This is a genomic window from Limnothrix sp. FACHB-881 (assembly GCF_014698135.1).
In the GTDB taxonomy this organism is placed as follows: domain Bacteria; phylum Cyanobacteriota; class Cyanobacteriia; order CACIAM-69d; family CACIAM-69d; genus CACIAM-69d.
In genome coordinates, this window is sequence record NZ_JACJSN010000005.1 from 1 (window position 1) to 14,545 (window position 14,545).

14 protein-coding genes are annotated in these 14,545 nt (G+C 56.6%); 7 read left to right on the forward strand and 7 right to left on the reverse strand.

What is annotated here, in order from left to right:
* Window positions 1-245: 245 nt before the first annotated feature.
* The 4 genes from H6G52_RS06370 to H6G52_RS06385 all read right to left on the reverse strand — a co-directional run bounded on the left by H6G52_RS06370 (window position 246) and on the right by H6G52_RS06385 (window position 4,087).
* Entirely contained in the window at window positions 246-1,781 is a 1,536-nt protein-coding gene (locus H6G52_RS06370; protein WP_190527429.1) for an NAD(P)H-hydrate dehydratase, read from the reverse strand.
* Window positions 1,782-2,052: 271 nt separating this feature from the next.
* A complete protein-coding gene (locus tag H6G52_RS06375; RefSeq protein WP_190355982.1) occupies window positions 2,053-2,364 on the reverse strand; it encodes a DUF2470 domain-containing protein in 312 nt (103 codons plus the stop codon).
* Window positions 2,365-2,471: 107 nt separating this feature from the next.
* Window positions 2,472-3,437, reverse strand: a complete 966-nt coding sequence (locus tag H6G52_RS06380) for an NAD-dependent epimerase/dehydratase family protein (protein WP_190355991.1) — start codon at window positions 3,435-3,437, stop codon at window positions 2,472-2,474.
* A 17-nt stretch (window positions 3,438-3,454) separates the two neighbouring features.
* On the reverse strand, window positions 3,455-4,087 hold the full coding sequence (locus tag H6G52_RS06385) for a DedA family protein (protein WP_190355983.1): 633 nt from the start codon (window positions 4,085-4,087) through the stop codon (window positions 3,455-3,457).
* Between the two features lie 201 nt (window positions 4,088-4,288).
* Between H6G52_RS06385 and H6G52_RS06390 the strand changes: the two genes are divergently transcribed.
* Together H6G52_RS06390 and H6G52_RS19035 are read left to right on the forward strand one after the other, a co-directional pair.
* Entirely contained in the window at window positions 4,289-4,837 is a 549-nt protein-coding gene (locus H6G52_RS06390; protein WP_190527198.1) for an NUDIX domain-containing protein, read from the forward strand.
* A 138-nt stretch (window positions 4,838-4,975) separates the two neighbouring features.
* Window positions 4,976-7,078, forward strand: a complete 2,103-nt coding sequence (locus tag H6G52_RS19035; protein WP_190527200.1) for a mechanosensitive ion channel family protein — start codon at window positions 4,976-4,978, stop codon at window positions 7,076-7,078.
* Between the two features lie 442 nt (window positions 7,079-7,520).
* On the opposite strand, the gene H6G52_RS06400 is transcribed toward H6G52_RS19035, so the two are convergent.
* A complete protein-coding gene (locus H6G52_RS06400) occupies window positions 7,521-8,093 on the reverse strand; it encodes a manganese efflux pump MntP family protein (protein ID WP_099534212.1) in 573 nt (190 codons plus the stop codon).
* Window positions 8,094-8,845: 752 nt separating this feature from the next.
* On the opposite strand from H6G52_RS06400, the gene H6G52_RS06405 reads away from it, so the two are divergent.
* The 3 genes from H6G52_RS06405 to H6G52_RS06415 all read left to right on the forward strand — a co-directional run bounded on the left by H6G52_RS06405 (window position 8,846) and on the right by H6G52_RS06415 (window position 11,361).
* On the forward strand, window positions 8,846-9,439 hold the full coding sequence (locus tag H6G52_RS06405) for a cytochrome b/b6 domain-containing protein (protein WP_190527202.1): 594 nt from the start codon (window positions 8,846-8,848) through the stop codon (window positions 9,437-9,439).
* A gap of 563 nt (window positions 9,440-10,002) precedes the next feature.
* Window positions 10,003-10,866 (forward strand): ParA family protein, encoded by an 864-nt coding sequence (locus H6G52_RS06410; RefSeq protein WP_190527204.1) that lies wholly within the window; start codon window positions 10,003-10,005, stop codon window positions 10,864-10,866.
* 165 nt (window positions 10,867-11,031) lie between these two features.
* The gene (locus tag H6G52_RS06415) at window positions 11,032-11,361 is read left to right on the forward strand and encodes a hypothetical protein (RefSeq protein ID WP_099534215.1); all 330 of its coding nucleotides are present in this window, start codon (window positions 11,032-11,034) and stop codon (window positions 11,359-11,361) included.
* Window positions 11,362-11,373: 12 nt separating this feature from the next.
* On the opposite strand, the gene H6G52_RS06420 is transcribed toward H6G52_RS06415, so the two are convergent.
* Complete coding sequence (locus H6G52_RS06420) at window positions 11,374-11,838, reverse strand: DUF2809 domain-containing protein (protein WP_190527206.1); 465 nt, start codon at window positions 11,836-11,838, stop codon at window positions 11,374-11,376.
* Between the two features lie 196 nt (window positions 11,839-12,034).
* Here H6G52_RS06420 and H6G52_RS06425 point away from each other — a divergent pair, with 196 nt between their 5' ends.
* Window positions 12,035-12,928 (forward strand): ROK family protein, encoded by an 894-nt coding sequence (locus H6G52_RS06425; protein WP_190527208.1) that lies wholly within the window; start codon window positions 12,035-12,037, stop codon window positions 12,926-12,928.
* Window positions 12,929-13,133: 205 nt separating this feature from the next.
* Entirely contained in the window at window positions 13,134-13,601 is a 468-nt protein-coding gene (locus H6G52_RS06430; RefSeq protein ID WP_099534218.1) for a helix-turn-helix domain-containing protein, read from the forward strand.
* A 35-nt stretch (window positions 13,602-13,636) separates the two neighbouring features.
* Here the strand turns inward: H6G52_RS06430 and H6G52_RS06435 are convergent, their stop codons facing one another.
* Window positions 13,637-14,347, reverse strand: a complete 711-nt coding sequence (locus tag H6G52_RS06435; protein ID WP_190355422.1) for a hypothetical protein — start codon at window positions 14,345-14,347, stop codon at window positions 13,637-13,639.
* Window positions 14,348-14,545: the final 198 nt, after the last annotated feature.

Here is a 14,545-nt window from a genome sequence, read left to right on the forward strand (position 1 = left end):
TTCTCAGGACGCTATCGCAATCGTCGTCGCCGTTTTGGCTTGAGGCTTCATCTGCTGGCCGGGTTGCTCAACTACCAGGCAACACATCCAATTTGATTCGTGCAAGAGGTCTATTGATTGGGTCATGAATTCGATGATTTGATGATTCATTGATCAATCATGGGGCGATTAATCGTCATCAATGATCGTTATTAATCATTGATCGTGTGAATCGTGTGATTAGATTGCATGGTTCAATCGTGCGATTAGATCGTGTGATTCAAAATGGCCTGCTGACGAGCAACGGTGAGCAGACCATCGGCCAGGCTGGCTCCATTCACTCCCAAAATCGATCGATCCTGAACGGCTTGAATGCCCGCTTGGGCGTGCCACCAGGCGGCCGTGGCGGCCCAATAGCCCCAATCGGTGAGGGTGGTGGGGCGGGCTTGAGCCACCAATCCCCCCAGCAACCCAGCCAAAACATCACCACTCCCGCCCCGAGCCAGGCCGGGAGTGCTTTCGGGTACTATCCAGCTCTGGCCGCCGGGTTCGGCCACCACGGTGCGGGCCCCTTTCAACAGGACGATCGCCCCAGTTTGCTGGGCCGCCCGCTGGGCTAGTTCCAGTCGATCGCTGGTTTGGGCGACCAAGTTGGGAAACAGCCGCTGAAATTCTCCCCAGTGGGGGGTGAGGACAACGGGGCCTTGGCGATCGCGCCAGCCCAGTTGGGCCAGGGCGTTTAACCCATCTGCATCCAGCACGAGGGGCCGATCGCTCTCCCAAACCGCTTGGACAATCGGGGTGGCTTCTCGGGTGAGGCCGCAACCACAGGCGATCGCGTCGTAACGAGCAAGATCCAAATCAACGCGGGCAATTTTGCCCATATCCGTTTCGGGACAGGCCACCACGAGGGCTTCGGGAATTTGGGCCACCAACCAGGGCTTCAGACTGGCGGGCACGGCGACGGTTAACATGCCCACGCCGCTCGATCGGGCCCCCAAGGCGGCCAGGAACGCGGCCCCCATATAAACAGCGGAACCCGCCACCACTAGCAAGTGACCTTGCTCATATTTGTGGGTGGCGGGCGATCGGTTGAGGGGTAATTGGGCGAGGTGGGCGGTGATTCGGTTCAGTTGGGGGTCTGGGCCCAGGATGGCTTGAATGTCGGCTAGGGGCAGGTCAAAATCAATCAGTTCCGCTTGGCCGACCCAATCCAGGGCCCGATCGAGCAGAAGGCCCCGTTTCCAAAGGCCCAAACAGAGGGTGAGGGTCGATCGAATTGCTTTGCCCAGGACTGCGCCGCTGTCGGTGTGGAGGCCGGAGGGGAGATCAATGCTCACGATCGGTTTGTCGCTGTTGTTCACCCGATCGATCGCCTCGGCCAAGGATCCCTCGATCGGCCGTTCCAAACCAAAGCCAAACAACCCATCCACCAGCCAATCGGCCGCCAAAACGGGGGCTAGATCAGGGCTGACCTCAATACCCAGGCTGGCGGCGTATTGGGCATGGCGATCGGTCAGTTCCTTGCGCTGCTCAAAGGGGAGGTAAACGGCAACTTGATAGCCGCGCAGGTGTAGCTCCCGGGCCACCACCAGGGCATCACCGCCGTTGTGGCCGGGGCCGGCCAAAATTCCCACCCGCGGCCCTTGGGCGATCGATCGCCAAGCCATGACTCGCTGGGTAATGAGTCCGGCCACTTTTTCCATCAAGGCTGCGACGGGCATTCCCGCCGCAAACACCCGAGACTCGATCGCTTGCATTTGGGCCGCCGTGACGACGTAGCGATCGCGCATCCCCCCCATTGGCCCCTTTGACGGTTGCACACCAAGTCTCCTCAAAACCATGCCTCCTCAAAACCACGGAGCAGGGACTGGCCAACCCAGCCAGACCCGATCGTACAGGATTGAGAGGCTAGGGATAGCTCAGTGGCTCAATCCTGTCGATGAATGGCTTTGCTGCAAAAAATTGGCCCCATCGGGTATTTTGCGCCACAAATCTCGGTTTTAGTGGCTAATTTTGGCGTTGAGTCCTTGTGGACGGCGCTAGCGGCTGATGGTCGGGGCCATTGCTAGATTAGCGATCGCTGGCCTGTTGCGCCTCTTTAATCATGTCTACCAAAACATGATGGGCGGCCTTTGCATCGGCCAAAGGTGCTTTGAATTCGATGCGCAGGGGCTGGAGATGGCCGTCCACTTCCACGGCTAAGTCCATGCCAGCCGCGTCGATCGACCGCATTCGGGCGCTGGTGGCCGTCGTGATCTGGCCGAAATATTGGGCATAGACCAACACCGCGTCGGCGTGGTCATCGTTCATGTGTTTACAGATTCGATCGCTCACTTGGGCCGTGAACGGATTTTCGGGGGCTGCGGTTGCCGAGTCGCTCATGGGTCTGGATGGTTTGAAATCGATTTTGCTGTTTTGGGGTTACGAAAGCCGGTTGAAATTGGGATGCAACCCAGGCGAAATGTTGGAATCTAATCTCCAGGCTTTTCCTATTCAACCATTTCGGCCACCACGTCCCGGAGGGTTTGGGCCAGCGATCGGGGTTGCCAGCCCAGCTCTTGACGGGCTTTGGTGGCATCCACTCGTACACAGCGATCGTAGATGTAGCGAACACGCTCGCGGCTGAGGGGTGGTTGCCAACGAAATAACCGCCCGATCGGGTCGAGAATTGCCCCCAAAATTCGCACCAACCAGGCGGGCACTTCCTTGGGGGGAGGGATTTCAGCCGTCTCGCCCACCATCCGAAACATTTCCCGCGTGGGGCATTCTCCAGCCGAGAGGATATACCAGCCGCCCGGTGTGCCCCGTTCGGCCGCCAAGATCATGCCCGCCACCAGGTCATCCACATGCACAATCCCGGTGGGGCGATCGCCCCCGACCCAAAAGGGCAGTTTCCCTCGCAAAAATTGGCGCAGGACGGGGCCAAAGTGTGGATCATCGCCACCAAAAATGCCGGAAGGCATGACGCTGATGGTGTCCAGACCGTTTTGGGCCGCGCGATCGACCAGCACTTGGGCTTCATATTTGGTGTGGTCGTAGGCGGAATCAAACTGAGCCTGCACCCGCTGGAATGTTTCGTCCACCACTTGACCAAAGGTGTGGCCAAACACCCCGATCGTGCTGCAATAAACCAACCGCTTCACCCCAGCGGCCTGGGCTGCCGCCAGCACTTGGCGGGTTCCTTCCACGTTGGTTTGCCACATTTTTTCGCTGTCCACCAGGCCCAATTCCACATAGGCGGCTGTGTGAAACACCCAGTCCGCTTCGGCCATCCCTTGGGCCAGGGCAGCGGGCTGCTGAAGATCGCCTTCAATGATTTCAATGGGCAGGCCGGCCAGGCGCGATCGATCCGCCCGGGGCCGCACCAGGGCCACCACCCGATCGCCCCGTTTCACCAGGGCCCGCACCAAATGAGACCCGGTAAATCCCGTTGCACCGGTCACGAATACCCGCACGATCGCCCCCTGCTGTCCTAGCCCAATGGTGTGGATTTGCGGTTTTCGAGCCACAGGGACACGGCCACCACCAGCCCGATCGCTAGCAGCGCCACCCAAGTGAACTGACTAGCCCAGCTCATCAGGGTTTCCAAGGACACCAGCCGCCCGCAGAAGTAGGCCGCTGTGACCGTGACTCCGGCCCAAACGGCGGCCCCGGCTGCGTTATAGGCCAAAAATTTGCCATAGGGCATTTCCACCAAGCCCGCCATGGGGCCCGCAAAAATCCGCAGCAGGGCCACGAACCGGCCCCAAAACACGGCCTTACCGGCGTTGTTGCTAAATTGCTCGCGAGCGCCTTCCAGCTTCTCTTCACCAATCCGGAAGAGTTTGCCCAGCCGCACCAACAGCGACCAACCGCCCCAGCGGCCCAGCCAGTAGCCCAGGTTGTCGCCCAAAATTGCGCCGCCGATGGCCGTTCCCAGAACGCCGCCATAGCTCAATTCGCCACTGCCCGCCAAAAAACCGCCCACAAGGGTGATGGTTTCGCCCGGCAGGGGGATACCGGCGTTTTCCAGGGCAATTCCCAGGAATACGGCCCAGTAGCCATATTCTTGCGCGAGCGCTTCGATAGTTTCGAGCGTAATCAGCTCGGGAATCAAAGCGAGCATGGAGGAGGATAGGGGTGGTGTAAAACTTTGTTAACTCATTCTAAACGGCGGGTTGGCGATCGCGGCCATGGAGTGACGAAGTTTTGGGTGGTTGGGGCGAATCCACACCCGATCGCCCGGGGTCGGTAATTCAAAATAGCCAGTGATAGCCAGTTCAAAACAGCCAGTTCAAGACAGCCGATTCAGGACAGCAACCAACGAATGGAACCAGCGCATTACTCGGAACGGAATCCGGAACCTCGGGGGACGCGATCGCCCCGGCCTTATTTGGATGCGATCACCTATGGCCAGGCCCTGAGCGCTTTGGTGATTACCTGTGTAGATTTGTTGTTCTGCGAGGGCGATCGACGGCTTTTGGGCTTTCGACGACGGCCGCCCCGGGTGGGTTGGTGGTTGGTGGGTGGGCGAATGTTTCCCGGCGAAAGTCCCCAGCGCACCGCCATCCGCAAGGCAAAGGAGGAGGCTGGCCTAGAAATTTTGCCCAGCCAGTTGCAGTGGATTGGGGCCTATTCCACGGAGTTTGCGGAGCGATCGCAACCCCCGGCCGAGGAAGGGTTACACAGCGTGAATCTGACCTTTGCCGTGAGGCTGACGGCAACCCAGGCGGCCCAGGTGCAACTCAGCGAGGATGAATATTCCGAATGGGCTTGGGTGCGATCGAGTGAGTTGCCCCAGTGGGTGACGGGCCAGGGCCCGATGGATGAAGCTCTACTGGCGATCGGGCGGGCTTGCGATCAGTTGAGCAAGTGAAGCGTCTGATCGAGATTTCGATTCACTTCGATCAACATGATTTCGATCAATATTTCGATCAATGCCTCGATCAATATTAATTATTGATTAATTTATTGAAGTCCATTCCAATTGCCGACCTTGATCGGAATCCCCAACGTGATCCAGAGAGCAATCCAGCGAGCAATCCGAACCATCATCCAACGTCGCTCGGGGCGATCGGCAGGACGACGCTGGCCATTGGGGGCGATCGTCCTGGGGCTGATCCTCTGGTTGGGGGCCAGCAGTCCCCTGAATGCTCAGGCTCCTGCGGCGGCCGGCTCACCCCTGGAAGCCAACTGGGCCAATAGCTTCATCCAGCCTTGGGCTGCTCCTTGGGTGGGAGCTGAGGCCGATCGCCCCCAAGCCGCATGGATTGAATTTGATGGGCGGCCGGTGTTCCAGATTGCGGCTCCCCCCAAGGAGTTGGCTCGGCGGACTGCCACCATCACCACCCAGCTACAGGGAGCGGGCGATCGCTTCCTCAGCGACCCTAAGGGATCGTTGGCGGTCACGATCGAACTCAGCGCGTCTGCCCCCGCTGCGGCTCCCAATTCCAATGCGGCGGTTCCCGGCTCGGGGTCGGCTCCCGCCGTTGCTGCTCCTGCGGCCCCCGCTGCGCCCTTGCCTGCTACGGCCTTGCCTGCTACGGCCTTGGTTGATGCGCCTCGAATTTTGGTCAATGGTCGCTACATCATGACGGTGACGGCCCTGGATGCGGGAACCCAGCTCACCCAGCCCCGAATCTATGCCACTTCCGTGAAAACGGCCATTGAGGAATCTTTGCAACAGGCCCGGGCCGATCGACAACCGGCGGCCTTGGGGCAACAGGTGCGATCGAGCTTGGCCATTTGGTTAGTAGCCTTGGGGGCCCATCTGATGTTGGGTTGGGGTCTGCAACGGCTCGATCGACTTAGCCACAGCACCCCGCCCGTTGACCCGAAACCCAACGACAGTTTTCCCCTGGCCGCTTGGTTGCAACGCCAGCGCCGAGACCATTGGCTGGCGATCGGGCGGATTCTGATTCAAATTGCCCAGCCTTCCGTATGGGCCACCGCCAGTTTGTGGGTGTTGGGTAACTTCCCCGTCACCCGCTGGCTCCAGGCCCGAATCTTTGATGCCCTTGAGGCCTACCTCAAGCTGGGTTTGGCCACCCTGGTCACCTACATTGCAATTTTGTTGAGTTACATCGCTGTCGATCGGGCAACGGCGATCCTCACGGCCGGAACCCAAATTGCTCCCCGCACTCGCCCCCGTTTGCAACAGCGTGTCCTCACCCTATCCAGCATCCTCAAAAGTTTCCTGACCGTGTTGCTGGTCATTTTGGGGGCGATCGTTGGCCTGGCTGGCATTGGCGTAGATGTGGGGCCACTGATTGCCGGGGCGGGGTTAATTGGGGTGGCCCTGTCGCTGGCTTCCCAAAACCTGATTAAGGATGCGATTAACGGGTTTTTGATTTTGGCGGAGGATCAATTTTCCGTGGGCGACGCGATCGCGGTGGGCAACCTGACCGGGCGGGTGGAGGCGCTCACCCTGCGGGTCACGAAACTGCGGGATGCAGAACAGCGGCTGATTGTGATTCCCAACAGCGAAATCCGCACGGTGGCCAACCTGTCCAACCACTATTCCCAAGCGGATTTGCGAATCCCGATCGCCTATGGAGCCGACTTAGATCAAGCCCTGGCGATTTTGAATCAGCTCAGTGATGATTTGGCGGCGGATCCGCAGTGGTCAGAAATTTTGCTCGATCGTCCCCAAGTGCTGGGGATTGATGAGTTTTCCGCCAGTGGTTCCATGGTGCGGGTTTGGATTCGCACCACTCCCTTGCAACAGTGGGGCGCGGCCCGAGAATTTCGGCGGCGCGTGGCAATTGCCTTTAATGCGGCCCAAATTGGCCTGATGGGTCAAACCGATCCACCTGCTCCAATTGTGCCTTTGGAAATGGAGGACAATGGGGCGCGCGATCGGGCAGAGGAGCGCGACAATGCGGAGCGCGACACCCTGGCCCAACAGTCCCAGCCCCGAAACCCAGACCCCACAACCACCACAACCAAATCACTAAAGTCCGACAGTAACGGCCAGGGCACGCACCATGCCCATGCTCCCCGCGATCGGGATGGCGGCGACCCGGCCCCGATTGCGGATGGAATGACCGCTTCCGCGCCCAATCCGGGAGCTGATCTGGATGCGGGCCCGATCGACCCGTCGGCCAAAACCAGTTAGGCCCCCTCCGTGTCTAGGGACTTGTGCCAGTCTGATTGAGACAGGTCTTGTCCGTATTGGTTGTGTTTGAATAGGTTGCAATAATTACCCTTGCCCCCGTGCGATCGTCTCTGATAGGCGATCGCTTCTTTTTTGCACCCATTTGCATCCCGCCAAGCCAGGTTCCCTCCGCCGCAATCCTGTTGTGGGCCAGAGTTTAGGCCTAGCTGCGAACGTCACCCTAAACGGCCATAGAACTGTTAGGCAACTGTGAAGCTTTCGTAATAGCCAATTTGGGCAGCTAGAACCCAAATTTGACGAAACAGGGTTTATTTAGGAAGGAAAAGCTTCTTTCTGAAATAAAAAGAGGGGAGCTAATCGAGATTAGCTTCCCCAAACTACAGGTTCTTGATACCTGCTATACCATTTCAATTATTGACATAATGATGGCCACTTTGCCGAATCACCCCGCAGTTAGTAACATTTTGAAGCCAAGCAAAATCAGAATCACACCGCCCACAATCTCCACCTTGCCCACGTGGGAGTAGAGTCGGCAGCCAAAGGACTTCCCTAAAAAGACCCCCGCCAAGCAGACTGCAAAGGTGATGAGGCCAATCACGCCGGCCACTTGCAAGATGGGCGTGTTTACCACCGTCAGCCCCACACCCGCCGCCAGAGCATCAATGCTCGTGGCGATCGCGAGGCCCGTGAGCATTCTGGTGTCAGCGGGGTTGCAGGCTTGCTCGCTGGGGTTGTCGTCATCATTACCCAGGGCTTCGCGAATGGTCTTGGCCCCGATCGCCACCAACAACAAGAAGGCAATCCACTGATCGTAGGCTTCAATGGTCGATCGCCAGGTCAGGCTCAGACCCCAACCCAAGATCGGCATCAACATTTGAAACCCACCAAAAAACAGAGCAATTTTGATGGCTTTGTGCCAGCGAGCATACTTCATGGATAAGCCGCTGGAAACAGAGACCGCGAAGGCATCTGCTGATAGTCCTAGCCCTAAAGAAGCTGCTGTTAAAATGTCCATGGCGGTTGTTGGGGAATTGAGTTGAGTTGGAAATCAGGGATGTTTATAAAAATGCTTGATTTTCTATCGGGAACAATCTATCAAGCATAAAACTAGAAGTTTTTATCTCATTTCTGAAACAGTGTCATTATAGATAATTTTTTGATTTCTTTGTTTCATATTCAATTCATCTTTGTTGTTTTATTTTCGATTCATTTTTGATTCATTTTTTCTAATTCAAATTAAATTGAGTGGATTAATCAAAGTTGGATTAATCAGAAGAAGATTTTAAGCAAGATAATCACGCTTTAGGGCTTTCCTTGGACTAATGATATCTCTGTATTCTAATAGGAGAATTGGCTTAGTATATTTGCTGGTAGGGCATTTCAATTGATTGTGATGTGGTTTGATCTGTATTTGATCTATTACTACCGTAATGTGGTAACCCTCAAGATCAGTAATAATGAATTTATTTTGAAAAATGAAATAATAGTGAATAGAAAATGAATTGAATTTGAATCTCAATGCAAAATCTTGAACCCAATCTCCTGTAATCCCTTGGAGGGTTGCGAGCACCCCAAAATACTCGCCAGGTTTTCTTTTGACCCTTGATCTTGATTTTCAGTGGATGATAATTTTTTAGTATTGGGCAGCCCATGCCGCAACTTATTTTTTCTGGAATTCCTTAAACTCTTTAAACTATATTCAACCGATGAGATGGTCTTTTACGACGATCTTTTTTAGTCAGTCAGGATGACTTGAGAGGAAAATTCATGGCCAAGGCTCAGCCCTATCAACCTTCGTTATTGCGGTTTTTGCATGGCATCAGTGCCATCTTGGGGATTGGGGCGATCGTGACGGCGGCCCTGACCTACAACACTTACGATGGCCGGTGGGGACGGTTGCCGTTGCCCCCGATCGCGGACATTGAAGGTCTGCACGGCACATTCGGTCTGTTTTTCCTGGTGATGTTGTTGCCGCTGGCGCTATACAGCTTTTATTTGGGTGCTCATCGGTTGCTTTCGATCGCGGCGCTGCGACAACTGGGCAATCAACAGGCGGGCCAAGCCAAGCGATCGCTCCATCGCCTGGCGAATACGTTGATGTTGTTGGCGGCGGGGCTGGCGGTGGTTTCCGGTCGGCAAATTAAGGAGGAATGGCTGCCGGCCGGGGAATTTCACCATGTTTGGTATTCCGTACATTTGGCGGCTTGGGTGGTGATGGTGTTGTGTTTGGGGTTGCATGTGGCGGCGGCGTTGCGATCGGGCGGTTGGCCCCTGATTCGATCGATGTTGAGCTGGCAGGTGCGATCGAGCGATCGGCCCCAAGCTTGGTGGTCACAGGTTCAAGGTATTTGGCGACGTTAAGCCGCTTCTTTTGAGGAGGGGAAGCGCTGAGAAATTCGGTATTAAACGAGGGACAAGGGGTTTAGGGCCTGTCGTCAAATTACCTGAAACCCTGATTCCACCGTTGGCAGATCGGGGGAGACAAGGGGCTTAAGCCCCTCGTTATGACAGACCCTAAACACCTTATCTGCTTGTACTTGGGGCATTGGCGATTCAAGGGCTGGATTTGAGATGGCATAGACCGCAATTTTGTATCGCAACTTCTAGTTTCTGAAGTGCCTTGGAGCTAACTGGCGGCGAGGTCAGTCTCCGTTGGGGGGTATGGGACTGCTTGGGGACTGGTTCTGACGGGTCTGTTTTGATGGATTTACTCGAAAGCATTCTCAAAATCATTTTTGAGTTTTTAACAAGTTGACAATTTGAATGTTTATATTCTTGTTAATTTATGTTTTGAAATTCTTGAGACGTTGTGAATTCATTAATTCAAATTCTTTTATTCTTGAGTGGCTGGATGGTTGACCAGCGAGCAAGATGGCGAGTGAAGCGGTAGAATTCGCCTGTGGTCTGGGATGTGGGCAAAACCGGTGGCAAGCACAACGATCGCGATCGTGAATCCCAAAGGGGGCGTGGGCAAAACCACAACGGTGCTTTGTTTGGCGGAACTGTTGGCGGCTCGATCGCCTGTGGAATCGCCTGTGGTGATGGTGGACTTGGATCCCCAATCGCACCTAACGGCCCTGTTGGGAGCAACGGATTCACCCTCGATCGCGACAACGTTGCAAGAACAGGGGGCGATCGGCGATCGACTGGTGGCGGCGGGCGATCGGGGATGGCTGTTGCCGGGTGGTTTGGATTTGGAGTCGGCGGCGGTGGCCTTGGCTCGATCGCCCGAAGGGTTGTTGCGGCTGCGTCAGGCCTTGGCGCAATCTTGGCCACTGCTGGGCAAGCTTGATGAGCAAAAACCCAAACCATTTTTGGCAACCTCTCCCGCCCAAACCCAAAGCCCTCTGGTGTTGCTGGACTGTCCGCCGGGATTGGGGTTTTGGACGCTGAGTGCGTTAGCGGCGGCGGATGGGTTGTTGATTCCGGTACAATGCCAACCCTTGGCCTTGCGCAGTTTGTTGGCTCTGATGGAAACGGTGGCCAGTGTGCGATCGCAGCTCAATCCCAATTTGCGGGTTGTGGGGGTGTTGCCCACCATGAGCGAACGACGGGCCCCTTGGTGTGATCAGGTGTTGGCGGGATTGCAAGATTGGGCCCTGGCCAGCCGAGGCGCGATCGCCCTATTTCCGCCCATTCCTCGATCGGCTTGTTTCCCCAAGCTCACGGTCGATGGAAAATTGTTGCGATCGGGACTTGCTCGCCAACGCCGATCAGTTGTGTTGCAGGGTTATGAGGCGATCGCAGCGGTTTTGGTCGATCGTCCCTCACCCACCAATCCAACCTGATCGATCGCTGCTACTCATCTCCTCGATTCATCTCCTCGATGGATGCTGCAACCGATCGACTGATTAACGAATAGACCAATCAACCGATCGACTGATTAATCTGATCAATTCCCCTGATTTTCCCTATCCACTTCTCGGTTCAAATCCCCAATTCTGCAATCCACCATGTCTCCAGAACCCACGGCCGGCGACCAGTTGTTAGCGCAATATCTGCAACCCACGGAATCCGAGACGGATTCGCTGCCGCCCGCACCCAAGGGCCAAGCGGCCAGTTTGCGCCGGGCTACTTTTCAAGTGCGGGAGTCGGTGCTGGACGAACTCGATCGCTTCCATTTGGAACTGCAATTGGCCCTGGGCAAAAGCAACGCCCCCTATAAGGAAACGATCGTGGAAGCGGCGATCGTTCATCTCCTGAACCAGGCCAAGGAAGATGGGGGGCAATGGATTGAACGATTGCAACAATGGCAGCAAAGCCGGCTGCGATCGCGCCGCTAGCGTCGTTACTCGTCACTGATCGATCGAGGGGCGATCGGGCGGGGCCACTTGGGGTTGTTCCTGGCCCCAGCGATCGAGCCACCGCAACCCTCCGTAGCCCAGCAAGGCCCCAAGGCCGTAGTGGACAAAATCCCACCAGTCGAAGTAGCTGCCAAAAATAATTTGCCCTAGGAAGGTGGCGCGAATCGCTTGCAACATCGGTGGATGCCACAGTTGCAGTAGTTCAATCCCGATCGCGATCGCCATCACCCAAGCACTCAGCACCCCAGCCGATCGCCGGGGCCACAACCAACGGGCCACCCCAATCAGAAAAATCATCACCAACACATCGCCCAGGTGATGTTGCACCCAATTTTCCAAGGGGCCGTGATAGCGCTTGGTTCCCAACCCGAGGGCCGTGAGCATCCCCAAAATGCCGGCCAATGGCCAACGATTTTGGCGACGATTTTGGGGTCTAGAAGCGGTTGGAGTCGCCATCGAAGGGTTTGGGTCACGTAATGGGGTTTCGACCCCCAATTTAGCGTTCTTGAATGCAAGATTACTAGACTAATCTTGCATTGAGATGGCTGATTGCTGCCCTTTTTGGGGTTGCTGACCGTTGCCCAGGCTTTTGACCCGATCGCGCCGCTAACCGAGATGCCAAAATAGCGCGGCGGAGTTTTGGTACAGAGTCATGGGTTTGGCAACGGTAATCGGGGTAGATTTGGGCGGCACGGCCATCAAGTTGGGACGATATACGGCCACGGGTGATTGCTTGGCTTCGTTGGTGATTGATACTCCCCAGCCGGCCACACCCACAGCAGTTACGGAGGCGATCGCCGCCGCCATTCAGCAACTCGACCCCGATCGAGGAGCGATCGCGATCGGGATTGGCACGCCGGGCCCCGCCGACGCGGCCGGCCGGATTGCCCGAGTCGCCATCAACCTGGAAGGCTGGCGCGATGTGCCCTTAGCCGATTGGATGGAAGCGGCCACGGGCCGATCGACCATTTTGGCCAACGATGCCAACTGTGCTGGCTTAGGAGAAGCCTGGTTAGGGGCCGGTCGCCAATTCCAAGACCTGCTGGTGTTGACCCTGGGCACGGGCGTAGGCGGAGCCGTCATTTTGGGGGGCGAACTGTTCACGGGCCGCACCGGAGCCGCCGGGGAATTGGGTCTGATTACCCTCAATCCCGATGGGCCCCCTTGCAACAGCGGCAATCAAGGATCATTGGAGCAATACACCTCCGTGCAAGCGGTGCGACGGCGCACGGGTCTGGAACCTCACCAGGTGGCGGCCAAGGCCGCGGCGGGCGATCTGGAGGCGATCGCCTTTTGGGCCGCCTACGGCCGAGACTTGGGAGCCGGATTAGCCAGCCTAATCTACATTTTCACACCCGAAGCTTTGGTAATTGGCGGTGGCATCAGCGCCGGGTCCCAGTGGTTTTTCCCGGCCATGGAAGCGGAAGTGAACCGGCGGGTGCTGCCCTCCTCCCGGGAAGGATTGCAAATTGTGGTGGCGGAATTGGGCAATCAGGCAGGCATGGCTGGAGCGGCCCGGTTGGCTTGGCAGCGATTGGCCCCCTAGGGTGCGTCGATCGGGGCGATCGGGTCGGGTGAATCAAAAGCGTCCGGATTCGACCCTGCCAGCCAGAAGAGCAAAGTGGGGATACGACCGCCGGGCCTTGGCTAGACACCGCAAGCCCAGGGTGGTTGTGCTGGCTCAGGTCAATCGCTTGGCCCCCTGATTTGCTGTTTTTTGATCGCTTGATTGACGATCCCAGGTCGTTCCTATGCCGCCGCGCGTCACGCTGAACCCCCATCTCAGCCTCGATCGCCTGCGCGATCGCTACCGTCAAGCCAAGGAAGCCACCGAGGCCCGCCGATGGCACCTGCTCTATTTAATTGCCCAAGGCTGGACCATTACCCAAGCGGCCCGAGTGGTGGACTTGAGCTATGACTATGCCAAGGAGTTGGTTCGTCGCTATAACCAACTGGGCCCCAATGCGATCGACCGGCGACCCAGCCAACGCCATCGATCGGCTCGATCGCTCCTGACCACGGAGCAACAACAGGAATTAGCGCAATTGCTGGATCAACCGGCTCCCGACGGGGGCCCTTGGTCGGGGCCCAAGGTGGCCCAATGGATTGCCGAACGCACCGGGCGCGATCGGGTCTGGCCCCAGCGGGGTTGGGAATATTTGCAACGACTCCAAGAGGGGAAACCGAGCAACCACCGCACCAACGGGAAGCAACATTAACGGACAACACCAACAGAGGGGTTAATCAACAGTTGTTAATCGGGTTGAACCAGCGACGCTAAAAACGCTTCCCATTGGGCAATTTCAGCAGGATCCGCCTGAGTTTGCTGTTTCCAAGCCAAAATTCCCTCCGCCCCTTGCCGGGCCGCCGCCAATCGTCCCAACGCCCGATCGGCATAACACCGAAACTCCAGCGCCATAATTTGCAATTGCGGATCCTGGTTTTCTAGCCCAAAACCATTCACATCGGCGCAATGCTCATCCAGCGCCTCCCAAGCGCCGTGATATTTTTCCCAATACAAAACCCAATACCAAACCGTGCGAAATCGCTCGGCATCCCGTAAATATTCCGTGGCCACGTTCATGGCATGGGCAAAGCGATCGATCGCTTCCTCCAGCAAAGACAAATGCCCCAACGTATTGCCATAGGCCAGATAGAAATCAAAAATTTCCGCCGTTTCCAACTGCCCGGCCATGCCCCGATCGAGTGATTGGAAAATTGCCTGAGCCGCTGCATAGTTCCGCAGGCTCATTAGGCAATAGGCCTTGCGCAGTTCCACCAGCGCCAAAAATGGTCCGGTCACCACCCCTGAAGGTTGGTTGCCCAGGTCTGCAAACACCGCTTCATATTGGGCAAGGGCGCTGGCAATGTCTCCTTCGCCGGCCAACCGGGCTGCCTCATTGAAGCGATCGAGACAAACTTGAGGAACAACCTGAGAAACACCAAAAGATGCGGGATCGGCCATGAACCAACCTCAAAAACAAGCGCCATCGCCCAGCATAACAACAGCGCGATCGCACCGGAAATTACCAGGCGATCGCGCTGTGAGGGTTCATCAACAGCTTGTTTTATGGTCTTGAGCGTCTCGTGGCGGATTGCAATGACAGGGGGCAATCGGGAATCGATCGCCCCCTACACCTAAGAATCCAATTGGAACCTAGAA